The sequence below is a fragment of the Rhizobacter sp. Root1238 genome, assembly GCF_001425825.1.
Taxonomy (GTDB): domain Bacteria; phylum Pseudomonadota; class Gammaproteobacteria; order Burkholderiales; family Burkholderiaceae_C; genus Rhizobacter.
In genome coordinates this window covers 1-19,904 of the sequence record NZ_LMDM01000037.1, presented here as the reverse complement: position 1 = coordinate 19,904, position 19,904 = coordinate 1, and the positions used below count along the sequence as shown (strand labels likewise).

14 protein-coding genes are annotated in these 19,904 nt (G+C 68.5%); 11 read left to right on the top strand and 3 right to left on the bottom strand.

The annotated features are described in order from the left end of the window. Window positions 1-137: 137 nt before the first annotated feature. Both ASC98_RS22925 and smc read right to left on the bottom strand, forming a co-directional pair. Window positions 138-1,235, bottom strand: a complete 1,098-nt coding sequence (locus ASC98_RS22925; RefSeq protein WP_056813992.1) for a hypothetical protein — start codon at window positions 1,233-1,235, stop codon at window positions 138-140. A 109-nt stretch (window positions 1,236-1,344) separates the two neighbouring features. Beyond that, window positions 1,345-4,869 carry a chromosome segregation protein SMC gene (gene smc / locus ASC98_RS22920; RefSeq protein ID WP_056813989.1) on the bottom strand — a complete coding sequence of 1,175 codons (3,525 nt, stop codon included), beginning with the start codon at window positions 4,867-4,869 and terminating at the stop codon, window positions 1,345-1,347. A 233-nt stretch (window positions 4,870-5,102) separates the two neighbouring features. Here smc and queF point away from each other — a divergent pair, with 233 nt between their 5' ends. The 6 genes from queF (at window position 5,103) to prmB (ending at window position 11,543) form a co-directional block, all read left to right on the top strand. After that, window positions 5,103-5,540, top strand: a complete 438-nt coding sequence (gene queF / locus ASC98_RS22915; protein ID WP_056813986.1) for a preQ(1) synthase — start codon at window positions 5,103-5,105, stop codon at window positions 5,538-5,540. Between the two features lie 678 nt (window positions 5,541-6,218). Then, window positions 6,219-7,409, top strand: coding sequence for a succinyldiaminopimelate transaminase (gene dapC / locus ASC98_RS22910; RefSeq protein WP_056813983.1), 1,191 nt, complete (start codon window positions 6,219-6,221; stop codon window positions 7,407-7,409). Window positions 7,410-7,422: 13 nt separating this feature from the next. Continuing rightward, window positions 7,423-8,247 (top strand): 2,3,4,5-tetrahydropyridine-2,6-dicarboxylate N-succinyltransferase, encoded by an 825-nt coding sequence (gene dapD / locus ASC98_RS22905; protein WP_056813979.1) that lies wholly within the window; start codon window positions 7,423-7,425, stop codon window positions 8,245-8,247. A 70-nt stretch (window positions 8,248-8,317) separates the two neighbouring features. Beyond that, window positions 8,318-9,508 (top strand): PilT/PilU family type 4a pilus ATPase, encoded by a 1,191-nt coding sequence (locus tag ASC98_RS22900; RefSeq protein ID WP_056813976.1) that lies wholly within the window; start codon window positions 8,318-8,320, stop codon window positions 9,506-9,508. Then, window positions 9,508-10,662: a succinyl-diaminopimelate desuccinylase gene (gene dapE, locus ASC98_RS22895; protein ID WP_056813974.1), complete on the top strand. Its 1,155-nt coding sequence runs from the start codon at window positions 9,508-9,510 to the stop codon at window positions 10,660-10,662. Before ASC98_RS22900 ends, dapE begins: the two co-directional genes overlap by 1 nt. Continuing rightward, window positions 10,659-11,543 (top strand): 50S ribosomal protein L3 N(5)-glutamine methyltransferase, encoded by an 885-nt coding sequence (gene prmB / locus ASC98_RS22890; RefSeq protein WP_056813971.1) that lies wholly within the window; start codon window positions 10,659-10,661, stop codon window positions 11,541-11,543. Before dapE ends, prmB begins: the two co-directional genes overlap by 4 nt. Here the strand turns inward: prmB and ASC98_RS22885 are convergent. Then, on the bottom strand, window positions 11,540-12,784 hold the full coding sequence (locus ASC98_RS22885; RefSeq protein WP_056813995.1) for a cystathionine gamma-synthase family protein: 1,245 nt from the start codon (window positions 12,782-12,784) through the stop codon (window positions 11,540-11,542). The genes prmB and ASC98_RS22885 overlap by 4 nt on opposite strands. A 38-nt stretch (window positions 12,785-12,822) precedes the next feature. Between ASC98_RS22885 and ASC98_RS22880 the strand changes: the two genes are divergently transcribed. From ASC98_RS22880 to ASC98_RS22860, 5 genes are all read left to right on the top strand, one after another. Continuing rightward, the gene (locus ASC98_RS22880; protein ID WP_056813968.1) at window positions 12,823-14,778 is read left to right on the top strand and encodes an ABC-F family ATP-binding cassette domain-containing protein; all 1,956 of its coding nucleotides are present in this window, start codon (window positions 12,823-12,825) and stop codon (window positions 14,776-14,778) included. Window positions 14,779-14,850: 72 nt separating this feature from the next. Further along, window positions 14,851-15,216 (top strand): hypothetical protein, encoded by a 366-nt coding sequence (locus tag ASC98_RS22875; RefSeq protein ID WP_056813966.1) that lies wholly within the window; start codon window positions 14,851-14,853, stop codon window positions 15,214-15,216. Between the two features lie 8 nt (window positions 15,217-15,224). Then, window positions 15,225-15,572 (top strand): hypothetical protein, encoded by a 348-nt coding sequence (locus tag ASC98_RS22870; protein ID WP_056813963.1) that lies wholly within the window; start codon window positions 15,225-15,227, stop codon window positions 15,570-15,572. A 637-nt stretch (window positions 15,573-16,209) separates the two neighbouring features. Then, complete coding sequence (locus tag ASC98_RS22865; protein WP_162249298.1) at window positions 16,210-18,804, top strand: RHS repeat domain-containing protein; 2,595 nt, start codon at window positions 16,210-16,212, stop codon at window positions 18,802-18,804. Between the two features lie 5 nt (window positions 18,805-18,809). Then, entirely contained in the window at window positions 18,810-19,808 is a 999-nt protein-coding gene (locus ASC98_RS22860) for an RHS repeat protein (protein ID WP_157598026.1), read from the top strand. The last annotated feature ends 96 nt before the right edge of the window (window positions 19,809-19,904 follow it).

The following is a 19,904-nucleotide window of genomic DNA, read 5'->3' as shown; positions in this document are numbered from 1 at the left end:
TGACGGCAGATAGCCCGGATCGTCCCTCCATCCCGACACCCTCATCCGCTGCGTCTGGGGGTGCAGTCGGAACATACAAGCCCGGATGCCAATCCGGGTCGGCTGCAGCCGGCAGCGAACCCGGATTGGCATCCGCGCTACGAGAACAGGCGCCTGGCCGCCGCCGTGCCGGCCGCCAGGTCGTGCGTCTCCAGCGCCTGGTACAGCTGCCCGAGTTCGCCGCCGATCGCCGCGAAGCCCTCGGGTCGCAGCGGCTGGCCGTTGTCGTCGACGATCGCCGCATCCATGCCCAGCGACAGCGCCTGCGCGCTCGCCTGCCACGAGATGAACGGCTCGGCGCGCGCATCGGTCTGCGGCACGTCGAAGCTCAGCGTCACGTCGCGCACCACCGACTTGTTCGGGTCGTCGGCCAATGCGGCCTGCGAATCGAAGCTCAGCGTCAGCACCGGTGGCGCGCCTTCGTCGCTCGCCGGCAGCACCAGCCGGCCCGGCACCACGCCCGGCACGAAACCGTGTCGCGACGCATGCTGGTGGATGTAGCCGACGCTCCACGCCGCCGAGCGCGCCTGCAGGTGCACCGCGAGCTGCGCATCGTGCTCGCCGGCGAAGGCATCGAGCTCGCGCGCCCGCGCCACCGCATCGAGCATGTCGGGCACATCGGCCATCGCGCCGATCGATTCGGCGAAGGCCTGCAGCTTCTGCACGAACTCGGAGTATTCGATCTCGTTGACCGCGCCCATGCGGTTGGCCAGTTGCAGCCCGGCCTGGAATTCGCCGTAACGCTGGCCGGCGGTCGGCGGTTCCCATTCGCCGCTGTCGGCGTTCAGGCCCTCGATCAGGAAGGGCTTGCTGCCGGCACGGCGCGTCGGCGGCAGGTGCGGCAGCACCGATTCGGCGCTGACCGGCGCATCGAGCGTCAGCGTCGCGATGGCGTCGATCAGCGCATCGATGCGCACCGTGGTGCGGCGCATCGGTGGCGGCTGCAGCGCACTGCCGAGGTCGAGGCGTGGCGACGGATCGTCGCCCACCGGACCCGACGCCGGCTCGCCGAACACCGGCTCGCGCTGCTCGGCCGGCTCGCGGCCGCTTGCCGCGGCAGATGCGCCGCCCGGCGGCGGCAGCGCCTCCATCGGCCGCCGCGGCCCGGCCTTGCGGGCCTGCCACGCGCCATGCGCCACCACGCCGGCCAGCACGACGCCGCCCAGCGCGGCCAAGGAGGCGGTCAGCGTGCTCAATGGAGCCCCTCGTCGAATGAGTACATTCGCCGATCCCCCGGGGGGATGCCGGCCGGCTTGGGAGCGGCCCGGCGCTCGGCCGGAGGCATCCACCGCGGCACGTTCGCCATCAGGCCGCCTCGGCCAAGCTGACCGCCGCTTCCATGTCGACCGCGACGATGCGCGACACGCCCTGCTCCTGCATCGTCACGCCGATCAGCTGTTCGGCCATCTCCATCGCGATCTTGTTGTGGCTGATGAACAGGAACTGCGTGCCTTCGGACATCTGCTTCACCAGCTTCGCATAGCGCTCGGTGTTGGCATCGTCCAGCGGCGCGTCGACCTCGTCGAGCAGGCAGAACGGCGCCGGGTTCAGCTGGAAGATCGCGAACACCAGCGCGATCGCGGTGAGCGCCTTCTCGCCGCCGGACAGCAGGTGGATCGTGCTGTTCTTCTTGCCGGGCGGCTGCGCCATCACCTGCACGCCGGCGTCGAGGATCTCGTCGCCGGTCATCATCAGCTTGGCCTGCCCGCCGCCGAACAGGCTCGGGAACATGCGCCCGAAGTGCTCGTTGACCTGGTTGAAGGTGCTGGCGAGCAGGTCGCGCGTCTCGAGGTCGATCTTGTGGATCGCGCCTTCGAGCGTGCCGATCGCCTCGTTCAGGTCGGCGTTCTGCGAGTCGAGGAAGGTCTTGCGCTCGCGCGACGCGGTGAGCTCGTCGAGCGCCGCCAGGTTGACCGCGCCGAGCGCGTTGATGTCGCGGTTGATGCGGTCGATCTCGCCCTGCAGCCCGTACAGCTTGACGTTGTTGTCGGCGATGTTCTGCGCGAGCGCCGCGAGGTCGACCTCGGCGGCGGCGAGCTGCTCGAGGAACTGCGCGCCGCCGAGCTGCGCCGCCTGCTCTTCGAGCTGCAGCTTGGTGATGCGGTCGCGCAGCGGCTGCAGGCTTTGCTCGTGCGCCATGCGCTGTTCGTCGGCGCGGCGCAGCCGCAGCGTCAGGTCGTCGTACTCGCTGCGCTTGCTACCGAGCGCGGCTTCGCGGTCGAGCTTCACCGCGAGCGCATCCTCGAGCCCGACATGGGCCGACGCATCGGTCAGCTTCACCAGTTCGTCCTGCAGCTGCTCGCGCGACGCGTCGTTCGATGCGACCTGCTGCTGCGCGGTCTCGATGCTGCGCTGCAGCTCGCCGCGGCGGGCCGCCAGCGCGCGCGACGAGAACTGCGCTTCCTGCGCCTGGCGCTCCAGCGAGCGCAGCTGCTCGCGCGCATCGGCCAGCTTGCGCTCGGCGGCGATCACGCCTTCGTCGAGTTCGGCATGGCGTTCCTGCGTGGTCGCGAGCTGCATGTCGAGTTCTTCGAAGCGCGCCTCGCCGGTGGCGCGGCGTTCGTCGAGCTCTTCAAGCTGCGCGTCGATCTCGGCGAGCTCGGCGTCGAGCTGCTCGCGGCGCGCGCTGGTCTGCTCGGCCTGCTGCGACAGGCGCAGCAACTCGACCTGCAGCTGGTGCGCGCGGGTCTGCGTCTCGGCGGCTTCGCGACGTGCGCCGACCAGCCGCTGCGACGCATCGGTGTAGGCCGCCTCGGCCCGCACCAGCGCACTGCGCGACTCTTCGGCGATCAGCGTCTGCGCCTTCAGCTGGCGCTCCAGGCTCTCGATCTCCTGCGCGCGCGCCAGCATGCCGGCCTGTTCGGAATCGGGCGCGTAGAAGGCGACCGCGAACTGGCTGACCGCATGGCCCTCGCGGGTCATGATGACTTCGCCGTGCGTCAGCTTCGAACGCTCGGCCAGCGCTTCGTCGATGCTCGCCGCGGTGTAGACGCCTTCGAGCCAGTCGTTCAGCAGGGCCTTCAGGCCCGCCTGGTCGTGGCTGTCCAGGCGCAGCAGGTCGCTCAGCTTCGACAGCGTCTGGTGCGTGTTCGAGATCGCGGCCTGCGGCGGGGTGTAGAAGGCCAGCTTGGCCGGCGGCGCGTCGCTCGCGAAGGCACGCACCGTCTCGATGCGGCTCACTTCGAGCGCGTTGATGCGCTCGCGCAGCGCGGCTTCGAGCGCGGTCTCCCAGCCGGTCTCGATGTGGATCTTCGTCCACAGCCCCTGCAGGCCTTCGAGGCCGTGTTTCGCGAGCCACGGCTTCAGCTTGCCTTCGGTCTGCACCTTCTCCTGCAGCGCGCGCAGCGCGTCGAGGCGGGCGCTCAGGTCGGCCTGGCGACCCCCTTGTGCATTGACCTGCTCCTGCGCCTCGCGGCGCGCTTCGTCGAGCGCCGGCACCTGCTCCTGCAGCTCGTGCAGCCGGGCATCGGCGACGCCCTGCTGCTCGTCGGCCGCGGCCGACTGCTGCTTCAGCTCGGCCAGCCGCGCCATGTCGGGCGACGCGAGCTGGCGGCGTTCGGCGTCGAGCCGGTCGCGGCGCGCATTGAACTGGCGGCGCTGGTCGTCGAGGTTGCGGCTCTCGGCGGCCAGCACCTGGATCTGCTGCTGCACGCTGCTGACGGCGGTGCGCTGTTCGTTGCTGCGGTTCTGCGCCGCGCGCACCGCGTCTTCGACCTGCGGCAGGTTGCCGGCCTGTTCCTCGGCCTGCGCGGCCAGCACCTCGGCCTGTTCGTCGGCGGCGGCGATCTGCTCGGCGATCTGCTCCAGCTCGTCCTGCGCCTGCTGCGAGCGTTCGGCCCACTGCTCGCTCTGCACCTTCAGTTCGGTCAGGCGCTGCTCGACGCGCTGGCGGCCTTCGACGACATAGCGGATGCGTTCCTCGAGCCGGCTGACTTCGAGCGAGGCCTCGGCCAACGCGCCCTGCGCGGTGTGCAGCTCGTCGCTCGCGGCGTAATGGGCCTGGCGGATGGTCTCGAGTTCGGCTTCGCCGTGGCGCAGCTCGGCCATGCGGGCTTCGAGCCCGTTGGTGGCTTCGAGCACCTCTTTCTTCACGCGCTCCTGCTCGCTGGCCGCATCGCGGTGCTTCAGGAACCACAGCTGGTGCAGCTTCAGCGTGCCGGATTCCTGCAGGCCGCGGTAGCGGGTCGCGACCTCGGCCTGCTTCTCGAGCTTGTCGAGGTTGGTGTTCAGCTCGCGCAGGATGTCTTCGACGCGGGTCAGGTTCTCGCGCGTGTCCTTCAGCCGGTTCTCGGTCTCGCGGCGGCGTTCCTTGTACTTCGAGACGCCGGCGGCTTCTTCGAGGAACAGGCGCAGTTCCTCGGGCTTGCTTTCGATGATGCGGCTGATGGTGCCCTGGCCGATGATCGCGTAGGCGCGCGGGCCGAGGCCGGTGCCGAGGAACACGTCCTGCACGTCGCGGCGGCGCACCGGCTGGTTGTTGATGTAGTAGCTGCTGGTGCCGTCGCGGGTCAGCACGCGCTTGACGGCGATCTCGGTGAACTGGTTCCACTGGCCGCCGGCGCGGGCGTCTTCGTTGCTGAACACCAGCTCGACGCTGGAGCGGCTGGCGGGCTTGCGGTTGCCCGAGCCGTTGAAGATCACGTCCTGCATCGATTCGCCGCGCAGTTCGCTGGCCTTCGATTCGCCCAGCACCCAGCGCACCGCGTCCATGATGTTGGACTTGCCGCAGCCGTTGGGCCCGACCACGCCGACCAGCTGGCCGGGCAGCTGGAAGTGCGTCGGTTCGGCAAATGACTTGAAGCCCGACAGCTTGATGGAGTTCAGACGCATGGAGAGCAGTCCCGGCGGGTCGCAGCGGGGGTGCCGCGAGTCGCCTAAGTCATTGATTTATTTGGGGAATTCCACGCGTACGCGGACTTCTGGCGAGGCGCGATGATACCATCGCGCCCTGTTGCGGCAGCCTGCCGAAACCCTCTCAAAACGTGACGTCCCGCCCCATGGTCAAGCCAGCCAAGTTGTCCAAGTTGTCTTCGAAGATCGCCCCGCCCACGGCCCCGCTGCAGATGCGCGAGAAGCCGGCGAAGCCGCCGTCGATGCCGAGCAAGCAGCTCGACGTGTTCCCGAACCCGAGCCCGAAGCGCGACTATGCGATCCAGTTCCAGGTGCCCGAGTTCACCTGCCACTGCCCGCTGACCGGCCAGCCGGATTTCGCGCACTTCACGATCGACATGATTGCGGACAAGCTCTGCGTCGAACTGAAGAGCTTGAAGATGTACATGTGGAGCTTCCGCAACGAGGGCGCGTTCCACGAGAAGGTCACGAACGACATCCTCGACGACATCGTGAAGGCCACCGACCCGCGCTTCATCCGCATCACGGCGAAGTGGTACGTGCGCGGCGGGATCTACACCAACGTGGTGGCGGAGCACCGCAAGAAGGGCTGGAAGCCGCAGGCGGTGGTGCAGATGCCTTCGCACGGGGCTGCTACCGGGCTGGCTTGATCGGCTCGGCGCGTTGCGGCGCGTTGCGGCGGGTGGCCGCAGGGGGCTGGGGGCTCATGCTGGGGCGGTCGACGGGCCCCCGGGGGCCCGTCGACTCCACTGCGAAGATCGGCTTTGGGGATGCATCGGCAAACTCCCTCCGCTCACTTCGTTCGCTGTGGTCAAACAGTGCCGATGAGTCAGTCCACGAAGCGCGCTGGCGCGCGCCATCCCCAAAGCCGATCTTCTCCGTCGCCCCAGAAATCGCCCCCAGCCCCCTGCGGCCACCCGCCCCAACGCGCAGCACCACCCGCTCTTGTGGGGGGAAAAGATTGAACAGACCGACGAAGCATGCGAGCGCTCGCGTGCTTCGTCGGTCTGTTCAATCTTTTCCCCCTCCACCCAAAGAGCGAGCGGTGCTGGCAAAGGCGCGGGTGGGGAGGCTGTGGCGCGCCAATAAGGAGGGGGCGCTGGAGCTGGCTGGCTTCGTGGCCCGCGTGCGCAGCACGCTTCGTGAACTGACTGTCGCCGACTGTTTGACCACAACGAACGAAGTGAGTGGAGGGACTTTCGGCGACGGGCCATGAAGCCAGCCAGCGGAGGGAAGTCCTCGGCCCCCGGGGGCCGAGGACCGTGCCCGACGGCGCGCCACAGCCTCCCCACCCGCGCCTTTGCAAGCAAGAACCGATAATCAACAACATGAACCCGCTGCTCGAAAAGCTCCACCCCTACCCGTTCGAGCGGCTGCGCGCCCTCACCCGCGACATCACCCCCAACCCGGCATACAAGCCCATCAGCCTGGGCATCGGCGAGCCTCGCCATGCCACGCCGCAGCTGATCCTCGATGCCTTGTCGGCCCACTTCGACGGCCTCGCCAGCTACCCCGCCACCGCCGGCGACATCGCGCTGCGCCAGGCCTGCGCCGACTGGGTCGAGCGCCGCTATGGCGTCACGCTCGATGCCGCCACGCAGGTGCTGCCGGTCAACGGCTCGCGCGAGGCGCTGTTCGCGCTGGCCCAGACCCTCATCGACCCGACCCGCGCCGGCGCCACCGTCGTCTGCCCGAATCCGTTCTATCAGATCTACGAGGGCGCAGCCCTGCTCGCCGGCGCGCAGACCTTCTTCGCCAACAGCAACCCGGCCCGCAACTTCGCGGCCGACTGGGCGCAGGTGCCCGACGAGGTCTGGGCACGCACGCAGCTGCTGTACGTCTGTTCGCCCGGCAACCCGACCGGCGCGGTGATGCCGCTCGACGAATGGAAGCGGCTGTTCGCGCTGAGCGAGCGCTTCGGCTTCGTGATCGCGTCCGACGAGTGCTACTCCGAGATCTACTTCCGCGAAGACCCGCCGCTCGGCGCGCTCGACGCCGCGCGACAGCTCGGCCGGCACGACTTCCGCAACCTCGTCGTGTTCACCAGCCTGTCCAAGCGCTCCAACGTGCCGGGCATGCGCTCCGGCTTCGTCGCCGGCGACGCGGCCGTGCTGAAGCAGTTCCTGCTGTACCGCACCTACCACGGCAGCGCGATGAGCCCGATGGTGCAGCAGGCCAGCATCGCCGCCTGGCGCGACGAGGACCATGTGGTCGACAACCGCGAACAGTACCGCCGCAAGTTCGCGCAGGTCACGCCGCTGCTGGCCGAGGTGCTCGACGTGCGCCTGCCCGACGCCGGCTTCTACCTGTGGGCCGCCGTGCCCCGGGGCGACGACGTGGCCTTCGCCCGCGGGCTGCTGGCTCAATACAATGTCGCGGTGCTGCCGGGCAGCCTGCTGGCACGCGAAGCGCAGGGCCTGAACCCGGGCGCGGGCCGCGTCCGGCTGGCCCTGGTGGCCGAGGTCGCCGAATGCCTCGAAGCCGCAGAACGCATCGTTTCCTTCGTCAAATCCTTGTGATTCCGAGAACCCCATGAGCCAACAGCAACTGCAAAGCGTCATCGACCTCGCCTGGGAAGGCCGCGCCCAGATCACCGCCGTCAATTCGCCCGAGGTGCGCGAAGCGGTCGAATCGGTGATCGCCGACCTGAACAAGGGCCGCATCCGCGTCGCCGAGCGCGAGGCCGTCGGCCAGTGGAAGGTCAACCAGTGGGTCAAGAAGGCGGTGCTGCTGTCGTTCCGCCTGAACGACAACCAGCTGATGCATGCCGGCGAACTCACCTTCTTCGACAAGGTCAAGACCAAGTTCTCCCACATCAGCGACGAAGAAGTGCGCGCCGCCGGCGTGCGCGTGGTGCCGCCGGCCGTCGCGCGCCACGGCAGCTACCTCGCGAAGAACGTCATCCTGATGCCGTCGTACGTCAACATCGGCGCCTATGTCGACGAAGGCACGATGGTCGACACCTGGGCCACCGTCGGCTCGTGCGCCCAGATCGGCAAGAACGTGCACCTGTCGGGCGGCGTCGGCATCGGCGGCGTGCTGGAGCCACTGCAGGCCAACCCGACCATCATCGAGGACAACTGCTTCATCGGCGCCCGCTCCGAAGTGGTCGAAGGCGTCATCGTCGAGGAGAACTCGGTGATCTCGATGGGCGTCTACATCGGCCAGAGCACCAAGATCTACGACCGCGCCACCGGCGAGGTCAGCTACGGCCGCATCCCGTCCGGCTCGGTGGTGGTCAGCGGCAACCTGCCGAGCGCCGATGGCAAGTACAGCCTGTACTGCGCCGTCATCGTCAAGCGCGTCGACGCCCAGACCCGCGCCAAGACCAGCATCAACGAACTGTTGCGCGCCTGACCCGCGCACCCGCCGGCCGGCGTGCCATGATGCCTTCCTCCGTTCAACAAGGTCCCGAAAGGACACAGCGATGACAGCCTCCACCGGCGGCAACATGGAACGCGTGCTGCGGATGATGGCCGACAAGGGCGCCTCCGACGTCTACCTGTCGGCCAACACGCCGATCCTGATCAAGATCAACGGCCAGATCCTGCAACTGAGCGACCAGCCGCTCACCGCCACGCAGCCCCGCCAGCTGCTGGCCGAGCTGCTCACGCCGACCCAGCTCGAAGACCTGGAAGACACCGGCGAGCTGAACGTCGGCATCGGCTTGTCGGGCGTCGGCAGCTTCCGGCTCAGCGCGTTCCGCCAGCGCGGCTCGATCGCCGCGGTGTTCCGCTGCATCCCGCACGACATCCCGGCGCTCGGCAGCCTGAACCTGCCGCAGGTGCTGAACACGCTGGTGCTGGAGAAGCGCGGCCTGATCCTGATGGTGGGCGCCACCGGCACCGGCAAGAGCACCACGCTCGCGTCGATGCTGGAGCAGCGCAACCAGCAGATGGCCGGCCACATCCTGACCATCGAGGACCCGATCGAGTTCATGTTCAGCAACAAGCGCTCGGTGGTGAACCAGCGCGAGGTCGGCCGCGACACGCAGTCGCTTCAGGTCGCGCTGAAGAACGCGCTGCGCCAGGCGCCCGACTGCATCTACATCGGCGAGATCCGCGACCGCGAGACGATGACGATGGCGATCTCGTACTCGCTGTCGGGCCACCTGGTGGTGTCGACGCTGCATGCGAACAACAGCTACCACGCGCTCGGCCGGATCCTGTCGTTCTACTCGCCCGAATCGCGCCCCGCGCTGCTGGCCGACCTGGCCGCCGGCCTGCGCGCGGTGGTCTCGCAGCGGCTGGTGCGCGCCACGGCCGGCGGACGCCGCCCGGCGGTCGAGGTGCTGCTGAACACCAAGCTGGTGTCCGAGCTGATCGAGCAAGGCGACTTCAACGGCGTCAAGGAAGCGATGGAGAAGTCGATGGCCGAAGGCTCGCAGAGCTTCGAGTCCGACCTGGCCCGCCTGATCACCGAAGGCGTGATCACCCGCGACGAAGGCCTCGCCTTCTCCGATTCGCCGACCAACCTGATGTGGCGCCTGGCCAACGACACCGAGCCGGTGTCGCGCCAACTGCCGAAGAAGGAAGAGACCGACGACCAGCCGACCTTCACCGAGATCACGCTGGACGTGCACGACGACCGCAACACCGGGTTCTCCACCCGCTTCTGATGTCCCGCACGCTTGAACTGACCGAAGCCCTGATCAGCCGCCGCTCCGTCACCCCCGATGACGGCGGCTGCCAGGCGCTGCTGATCGAACGGCTCGCGCCGCTGGGCTTCGAGTGCGAGACGATCGAGAGCGGCCCGGCCGATTTCCGCGTCACCAACCTGTGGGCGCTGCGGCGCGGCCGGGGCTCGGGAAGCAAGGGCAAGCAGCTGATGTTCGCCGGCCACACCGACGTGGTGCCGACCGGCCCGCTGGCGCAGTGGCAGAGCGACCCGTTCGTGCCGACGCACCGCGGCGGCAAGCTCTACGGGCGCGGCGCGGCCGACATGAAGACCTCGATCGCCGCGATGGTGGTTGCGATCGAGGAATTCGTCGCGACACACGGCGAGCACTGCGGCGGCATCGCGCTGCTGATCACCAGCGACGAAGAAGGCCCGGCGCTCGACGGCACGGTCAAGGTCTGCGAGCTATTGAAGCAGCGCGGCGAGCGCATCGACTACTGCATCGTCGGCGAGCCGACCTCGCTGTCGACGCTGGGCGACATGATCAAGAACGGCCGGCGCGGTTCGCTGTCGGGCAAGCTGACGGTGCATGGCGTGCAGGGCCACATTGCGTACCCGCACCTGGCCGACAACCCGATCCACCGTGCCGCCCCGGCGCTGGCGGCGCTCGGCGCGGTCGAATGGGACCGCGGCAACCGCTACTTCCCGGCCACCAGCTGGCAGATGTCGAACATCCATGGCGGCACCGGCGCCGGCAACGTGATCCCCGGCGAGGTGGTGGTCGACTTCAACTTCCGCTTCTCGACCGAATCGACGCCCGAGTCGCTGAAGTCGCGCGTGCAGGCGGTGCTCGATGCGCACGGGCTGCGCTACGACCTGGCCTGGACGCTCGGCGGCGAGCCGTTCCTGACGCCGATCGGCGAGTTGAGCGAAGCAATGACCGCGGCGATCCTCGCCGAGACCGGCGTGCGCACCGAGCTGTCGACCACCGGCGGCACCTCCGACGGCCGCTTCATCGCCAGGATCTGCCCGCAGGTGGTCGAGTTCGGACCGCTGAACGCCAGCATTCACAAGATCGACGAGAACGTCGAGGTCGCGAGCCTCGACCCGTTGAAGAACATCTACCGGCGCACGTTGGAAGGCCTGCTGCTATGAAGTTGATCGATCTCATCACCGCGCAGAGCGCCCGCCTCAAGACGGCGGGCGTTTCGTTTGGGCACGGCACCACCAACGCCTTCGACGAATCGGCCTGGCTGGTGCTGTGGGCGCTGGGCATGCCGCTCGACGCGCTCGAAGAGCAGGCGCAGCGCGAGCTGTCGGCCGACGAGGAAGCGACCGCGCTCGCGCTGGTCGACGAGCGCATCCGCTCGCGCCGCCCGGCCGCCTACCTGACCCGCGAAGCCTGGCTGCAGAACGTGCCGTTCTATGTCGATGAGCGCAGCATCGTGCCGCGCTCGTTCATCGCCGAACTGCTGGTCGACGGCGAGGGAGAAGGCACGCTGGACGCCTGGCTGTCCGACCAGACGCACACCGTGCTCGACCTGTGCACCGGCAACGGCAGCCTCGCGGTGATCGCCGCGCTGGCCTACCCCGACGTGGTGGTGGACGCGGCCGACATCTCCGACGATGCGCTGGCGGTGGCCCGCATCAACGTCGACAGGCACAAGCTCGGTCGGCGCATCACGCTGCTGCAATCGGACCTGCTGGCGAACGTCGGCGGGCCGTACGACCTGATCCTGTGCAACCCGCCGTACGTCAACAGCACCAGCATGGCGGCGCTGCCGGAGGAATACCGCCACGAGCCGGCGCTGGCGCTGGCCGGCGGCGACGACGGCATGGACCTGGTGCGCCGCATCCTGCGCGAGGCACCGGCGAAGATGACCGCCGACGCGGTGCTGCTGCTGGAGATCGGCAACGAGCGGCCGCACTTCGAGCATGCGTTCCGCAAGCTCGAAGTGGCCTGGCTGGATACCAGCGCCGGCGACGACCAGGTCTTGCTGGTGACTCGCGAAGCGCTCGCGCGCTGGAACCGCTAGACGGCGGCCAATGCGCGCTCGAAATCCGCGCGCAGATCCTCATGATCCTCAATCCCCACCGACACGCGGATCAGCGAATCCGCGATGCCCATCGCTTGCCGCCGCTGCGCGCCCATCTCCCAGAAGATGGTGTGCGCAACGGGGATCGCGAGCGTGCGGTTGTCGCCCAGGTGGCTCGACTTGATCACCACGTCCAGCGCGTCGAGGAAGGCCAGGCAGTCGCGCGCATCGTCGAGCTCGAAGCTCATCAGCGCGCCGCCGGCCTTGAACCAGCGCTTCGCGTTGGCGTGCTGCGGATGGCTTTCGAGCCCGGGGTGGTTCACGCGCTTGACGCCCGGCTGCGCGGCCAGCCAAGTGGCCAGGCGCAGCGCGTTGTCGCAGGCGCGGTCCATGCGCAGCGCGAGCGTCTCGGCGCCGGTGGCGATGCGGTGCGCCGCGTCGGCCGCCAGCGTCGCGCCGATGTCGCGCAGCCCGCGCTTGCGGATCTGCAGCAGGCCCCAGCCGCGCGGCTCGCCCTTCTTGTACGGATCGGCGATGTTGGCGAAGCGGCTCCAGTCGAACACACCGGTGTCGGTGACCGCGCCGCCCAGCGCGTTGCCGTGGCCGCCGATCGACTTCGTCAGCGAATTGACGACCAGCCCGGCACCCACCGTCTTCGGGCGGAACAGGTAGGGCGTCGTCATCGTGTTGTCGACCACGTACAGCAGCCCGCGCTCGCCGCACAGCCGTCCGATCGCTTCCAGGTCGGCCACCTGCGTGCCGGGGTTCGCGATGGTCTCGACGAAGACCAGCCGCGTGCGCGGCGTGATCGCGCGTTCGACTTCGGCCGCGTCGGTCGCGTCGACCAGCGTCAGCCCGCAGCCCAGGCCTTCGAGCGTGTTCAGCAGGCTGGCGGTGTTGCCGAACAGGAAGCGGCTCGCGACGATGTGGTCGTCGCGTTTCAGCAGCGCCAACATCAACGAAGCGATGGCCGCCATGCCGGTGGCGAAGCTGACCGTGCCGACGCCGTCTTCCAGCATCGTCAGCTTGGTTTCCAGCGCCACGTTGGTCGGATTGCCCTGGCGCGCGTACACATGCCCGCTGCGTTCGCCCTTGAAAACCGACACCAGTTCACGCGCCGTGTCGTAGCCGAAGGCCGACGACGGGTGCAGCGGCTTGTGCGTGGCACCATGCTCGACGCCGCCGCGGCGATCCGCGTGCAGCAGCCGGGTGGTCAGGCCCTCGGTGGCGCCGTTTCCCATGCCCTTTTCCATGCTTTTTTCCCGTTGGTGAGTTACCCATGATTGTCATCAAGAACGTCACGCTGCGCCGCGGCACCAAGATCGTGCTGCAGGACGCGAGCGTCACGCTGCAGCCCGGCGAGAAGGTCGGCCTGGTCGGGCGCAACGGCGCCGGCAAGTCCTCGCTGTTCTCGTTGCTGACGCACCGGCTGCAGTCCGATGCCGGCGACGTGTCGATCCCGCCGCGCTGGCTGGTCGGAGAGGTCGCGCAGTCGATGCCGGAAACCGACGATTCGGCCACCGACTACGTGCTCGAAGGCGACACCCGGCTGAATGCCGCGAATGCCGCGCTGGCCGCGGCCGAGGCAGCCGACGACGGCCATGCGATGGCCGAGGCGCACCAGCTGATCGCCGAGGCCGGCGGCTTCGAGGCCCGCCCGCGCGCGCAGGCGCTGCTGATGGGCCTGGGCTTCCGCGTCGACCAGGTCGACGATCCGGTCAACAGCTTCTCCGGCGGCTGGCGCATGCGGCTGCAGCTGGCGCGCGCGCTGATGTGCCCGGCCGACCTGATGCTGCTCGACGAGCCCACGAACCACCTGGACCTCGACGCGCTGGTGTGGCTGGAGGCTTGGCTGCAGCGCTACGAGGGCACGATGATCGTGATCAGCCACGACCGCGAGTTCCTCGACGCGATCACCAAGGTGACGCTGCACCTCGACGAGACCCGGCTGACCCGCTACACCGGCAACTACACCGCGTTCGAGGAAATGCGCGCCGAGCGGATGATGCAGGCGCAGGCCAACTTCGCGAAGCAGCAGGAGCGCATGGCCCACCTGCAGAAGTTCATCGACCGCTTCAAGGCCAAGGCCAGCAAGGCCAAGCAGGCGCAGAGCCGCGTGAAGGCGCTGGCGCGCATGGAGAAGCTCGGGCCGGTGCTGACCAGCAGCGATTTCCAGTTCGAGTTCCGCGAGCCGGTCTCGCTGCCCAACCCGATGCTGGCGTTCTCGGTGATGTCGTGCGGCTATGCCGGCGTGCCGATCGTCAGCAACGTGAACCGCTCGGTGCTGGCCGGCCAGCGCATCGGCATCCTCGGGGCCAACGGCCAGGGCAAGTCGACGCTGGTGAAGACCATCGCGAAGGAGATCCCGCTGGTGGCCGGCGAGGTCACCGAGGGCAAGGGGCTGTCGATCGGCTACTTCGCGCAGCAGGAACTCGACGTGCTGTCGCTCGACGACGGCCCGCTGATGCACATGATCCGCCTCGCGCGCGACGTCGGCCCGCAGGCGCGCGAGCAGGAGCTGCGCGACTTCCTCGGCTCGTTCCGCTTCGTCGGCGAGATGGTCACGCAGGCGGTAGGCTCGCTGAGCGGCGGCGAGAAGGCGCGGCTGGTGCTCGCGATGCTGGTGTGGCAGCGCCCCAACCTGCTGCTGCTCGACGAGCCGACCAACCACCTGGACCTGACCACCCGCGAGGCGCTGTCGATGGCACTGAACGAGTTCGAAGGCACGGTGATGCTGGTGAGCCACGACCGCGCGCTGCTGCGCGAGGTGTGCGACGAGTTCTGGCTGGTCACCGGTGGCGCGGTGAAGCCGTTCGACGGCGACCTGGACGACTACCAGAAGTGGCTGCTCGAGACCTCGCGCGAGATGGCGAAGGAAGCGCGCGAGGCCGGATCGGCGAAGGCCAAGGCCAGGAAGGCGGAGGCCGCCGCGGCCGCCGCAGTGGCCAACCCGCCGAAGGCCGGCAAGGACGACCGCAAGGCCGGCGCGCAGCTGCGACAGAAGGCCGCCGAGCAGACGAAGCCGCTGCGCACCGAGCTGGCGACGCTCGAGAAGCGCATCGCGACGCTGACGCAGGAGAAGACCAACATCGCCGAAGCCTCGGGCCGCGCCGACCTGAGCCCGGCGCAGCGCGTCGAGCAGGGCAAGCGGCTGAAGCAGCTGGGCGACGAGCTCGAAGCCGCCGAAGGCCGCTGGCTCGAGGTGACTGGCGAACTGGACGCGCTGGGCGCCTGAGCTTCGCGCCGCCGCACGCGGCTTCCGGTCGCCGGCGCAAACGACGGGGCTCGCCGCCTATCGTTCGTTCCCATGATGGCCCTCCAGAAAGCGCAGACAGGCGACCGGTCCGGCAGCAACGCGGGGCAGCGCAACGGCGCCGCGCTCGTCGCCGAGCCGACCGCCCCGCCGACGGTCAACCCGGCCTTGCTCGGGCGCTTTCGCGCACTGATCGACGAGGTGACCGACGAGCTGATGCAGGGTCGCAGCGGCGACCGCAACAGCTTCCGCGCCGATGCGATCACGCTGCTGATGGCGACGACGAAGGAAGTCGACGGGCCGGCCGATGGCGTCGAGAGCCCACTGAGCTACCTGCTGCGCGAGGAGCAGCAGAAGGCGGTCGCGCTGCTCGGCCAGCCGGCCGAATCCGACCACACGCTCATGTTCATGAAGGTCTGAGGCCCGCGATGTCCATCAACGAGATCAAGCGCCCGGGCCTGCCGGGACTGCCGCGCCCGAGCCTGAACCGCCCCGGCCTGCCATCGCCGACCGCCACCCCGCAGGGTGCTCGCAGCCGCGGCAGCAACGCCGCCAGCGATGCCTTGCCCACGCGCGCGGCGTCGCGTGCTTCGGCACGTTCGCCGGCACGGCCGGACAGCGCCACGAGCATTGCCGCGAACGTCGGCAAGCTGTTTGACAGCGGGGCCTTGCCGCTGCGCGAGAAGGTGCCGTCCGCGGTCGTGAAACAGGTGCTGCTGTCTGCAGCCCGCAAGGTGCTCGACCTGTCCAGGGCTTTTCCGCAGCGGGCTGCCTAGCATTCGACGCGCTTTCCTCCAAAGGGTGAGGCGGCGTCCTCGATCGCGTCGTTCATGTTGAGGATGCGGTGCAGCGGCGCGCAATTCTGCAGAAAGTGAGGAGCCGGAGGGCAGCCGGTTTGACTAGCATCGCGCCGCGTGCCCGGGCAGTTGGGGCTTCTTCAATCGAACCTTGGGGGCCTTCCATGGCGCATCACGTCGCATCCGGCTTCGCTCGCAGTCCCATCTCTCGAATGCCTTGTCAGACGAGGAATCCCTCGCATAGACTGGCCGCCACCGACAGAAGAGCGCTTCGCGCCACGTCGAAGACCAGCATGACCAGAGGGAGGGCCGCGTGATACGGCGAATACTGAGTTCAGTGACTTCAATTCCGCAGAGCAGGCCCGAGCCGATAGTTCGCGCTCGTTAGGTCCGGGGTCGTTTCCTCCATTTCATCAAGCCATGCCGACTTGCATCGGGCAAACGCCTCGATGTGCAGTGGCGCGGCTGCATGCGTCTCATCAGGCCATCCCCTCTCATGTCCAACAGATCACTAGCTATGCCAGGCCCGTTCAAGCGACCGTTCGGGGAGAACTTCATGTCATTGGAACGGGCGCCCCTGTGGTGTGGGGTGAGAGGCATCGTGTTGTCGGTGCTGATGAGCATCTTGTCGCTGCTAGGGACGATGGCCCACGCGAGCGATCAGGTCGACTCGACCGGCTTTGAACCCAACGGAGGCGGCTGCATCACGCAGCTGGGCACGGGCGAGCCGACCGGCTTCTGTGGCCCCAGGGGAAGCTTCAACGAGCAGTGCGGCGCCTTCTGGCGTTCGGTGACGGGCGACCCGAGCGTCTGGGGAGAAGGCTTGGGCTATGGATCGCTGTGCTTCGGCAGCGGCAGCGGCAATGGGCGCATCACCAACTCCATTCCATACCTGCAGCCGGTGTGCCCGGGCGATGCCCTGCTCACCGGCAGCACCTGCACCTGCCGCCCCGGGACCGGGGCCGACCCGACCCACAAGCAATGCTGGCCCGTGGTCGACGTGACGCTGCCGCACGACTGCCCCCTGTGCGAACTGCTGCGCGGCAACCCGATCGTGCCGCTGCGCGGGGTCAAGAAGGATTTCGTCGACACCGGCCTGCGCGTGGGGCACCTGCCGCTGACCCTCACCTACGACAGCACCGGTCGCGCACCGGGCGTGCAGCGCGAGACGGCCACCGCAGTGTTGCGCCCGGGCCTGGGCGAGCTGTGGTTCAGCAGCCTGCACCGGCGCCTCGTGCCGCAGGCCGACACCAACGTCGTGGCGCAACGCGGCGACGGCCGGGCGCTGGGCTTCCATGCGTTGGGCGGTGGCAACTTTGCCGCGGTGGCCGGCCGGGCCGACCGCTTGACGGCGCAGCAGACCGCCGGCCAGACGACATGGCAGTACGTCAACGCGCAGGACAACAGCCGCGAGCTGTATGACGCATCGGGGCAGCTGACATCGATCACGTGGAGCGACGGTGCGCGCGTTAACTTCACCTACAGCACCGCGACCTGGGGGACGGTGTACATCGAGGGCCAGACGGTCGTGCTGAGCGGCACGAACCGCGTGCGCTTTGGCAATTGGTATTGGATCGAGAAGACGGTGACGGGCAGTTTCGAGTGCGCCAGATGGGTCTTCGGCTACGACCCGGACGCGCAGCATTACAAGCTATGCCAGGTTGCCACCGTGACTCCGGCCGATGCGCCGGCCGGCGGCTACCTGCTGAGCGCGCAGGACGAGCGCGGGCGCAGCATCTCGTTCCGCTACGACGCAGAGGGCCGCATCGCGCGCATCGAGGATCCGGCAGGGCAGGCCATCGTGTTCGCCTACGATGCGCTGGGCAACCTGGAGACGGTGGGCTGGCCCGACGGCCGGGTGCGCCGCTTCGTCTACGAGAACACGACGCTGCCGTGGGCACTGACTGGCGTGGTGGACGAGGCCGCCGCCCGGTATGCGAGCTTCGGTTACTTCGCAGACGGCCGCGCGGTGAGCACCGAGCTGGCCGGCGGGGTCAACCGCTATGCGGCCAGCTACGTGAGCGCGCCGCAGGCGACGGTGACGGAGGCGTACGACATCCCGCGCCAGCTGATCATCCGCACGCATGCCTGGACGGCACCGCAGGGCACGGTGGTGACGAACCCGAACGGATCGAGCGCGGAACTTGGCGCGACCAGCGTGAACGGCAAGACCTACCTGTCGGGGCAGAGCCAGGCGGCGGGCGCGGGCTGCACGGCGAGCACGAGCGGGCAGGCGCTGGACGCCAACGGCAACCCGTTGAGCCGCGACGACTTCAACGGCACGCGCAGCTGCTACGTGCATGACGCGAGCCGTTTCCTGCAGACCGACCTGGTCGAGGGCATGGCGCAGAGCGCGGACTGCGCGGCGGTGACGCCGGCCGGGGCCACGCTGCCGGCGGGGGCCCGCAGGACGACGACGCAGTGGCACCCGGACTGGAGTTTCGCCACCAAGGTGGCAACGCCGAGGCAGATCACGACGAGCGTCTACAACGGCCAGCCCGATCCATTCAACAGCAATGCCACCGCGAGCTGCGAGCCGGGGACGGCGCTGCTGCCGGATGGCAAGCCGATCGTGGTGCTGTGCAAGCAGGTGGTGCAGGCGACGACGGATGCCGACGGGCACCTGGGCTTCAGTGCCGGGTTGCAGGCGGGCGTGGCCAACCGGGTGTCGACATGGACCTACGACGCCTTCGGCCAGGTGCTGACCGCGACCGGGCCGCGCACGGCCGTGAACGACACGACGACCACCGCCTATTACGGCGACACCACGGCCGACCACACACTGAGCGACCGCCGCACGGTGACGAACGCGGCCGGCGAGGTGACGACCTTCGACCGGTACGACAAGTACGGCAACGTGCTGCAGAGCACCGACGCCAATGGCATCGTCACGCTGAACACGTATGACGCCCGCCAGCGGCTGCTGACACGCAGCGTCGGCGGCGAGACCACGACCTACACCTACGACGCGGTGGGGCAGCTCACGAAGGTCACGCAGGCCGACGGCAGCTGGGTCGGCTACGAGTACGACGACGCGCACCGGCAGGTGGCGGCGAAAGATCACCTCGGCAACCGCATCGACTACCAGCTGGACAACGCGGGCAGCAAGACCGGCGAGAGCGTGAAGGATCCGTCGGGGCAGTTGAGGCGAAGCATGGCGCGTTTGATGGACGCGCTCGGCCGCCTGCAGCAGACCAGCGGCGCGGAGTGAAGCACATGAACAACAACATGAAGCACCTGTACACGCTGGTCGCAGCCACCTGCCTCGCGAACCTCGCCGCGGCTCAATCGCTGCCGCCCCCGCCCGTCTCGCCGACGCCGGTGATGACCTATGAGTACGATGCCCAGGGCAACCGCACCAAGGTCACGCAGGGTGCAGGCACAGGGACCGGCGCGCTGAACCTGCAGACCACGGCGACCTTCGACAAGCTGGGCCGGCTCAAGGATGCGACCGATCCGAAGAACGGCAAGACGCAGTTCCAGTACGACGGCGGCGATCGAACGACGCAGGTGACCGACCCGCGCAACCTCGTCACGCAGTACCCGCGCAACGGCTTCGGCGACGCCACCCAGCTGATCAGCCCGGACACGGGCCAGTCGACCTACACCTACGATGAGGCCGGCAATGTCCTCACGCGCGTCGACAGCCGCAGCGTCACCGAGACCTACGCCTACGATGCCGTGGGGCGGCTGACGCAGGTGGTCTACAGCCAGGCGGGCCAGGCACCGCAGACAGTGAGCTGGAGCTGGAGCCTGACCGGCGCCGACTACACGAACAGCATCGGCCGGCTCAGCCGCACGGACCATCCGGGCGGCTCATCGCGCTTCAAGTACGACCCGCAGGGTCGGGTCACGGAGACGGTGCAGACGGTGAATGCGGCGGCAGGCGCGAACAGCATGCCGGTCACCACGACCGTCAAGTACGGCTACACGCTGGGCCGGCTGACCAGCATCACCTACCCGTCGGGACGCAAGCTCACGTTCGTCTACACGAACGGGCAGGTGACGGGGCTGAGCCTGGCGCCGGACGAGGCGGGCACGACCGCACCGCTGCTGAGCCAGATCCAGTGGGAGCCGTTCGGCGGGGTCAGCAGCTGGAACTGGAACATGGCGGGCGGAGGCCAAGTAGCGCACCAGCGCTTCTACGACCAGAGCGGGCGCATCGTGCGCTACCGGCTGGGCGATGTGTTCCGCGATGTGAGAGCCTGTCAGTAATTTTGTGTGCGAGGCATAGCATGACGACCAGGAGCATGTATGCCAAGCAAGACGAAGACGAAGAACGAGGCGATCGCTGCGAGGACGGCGGTGCTG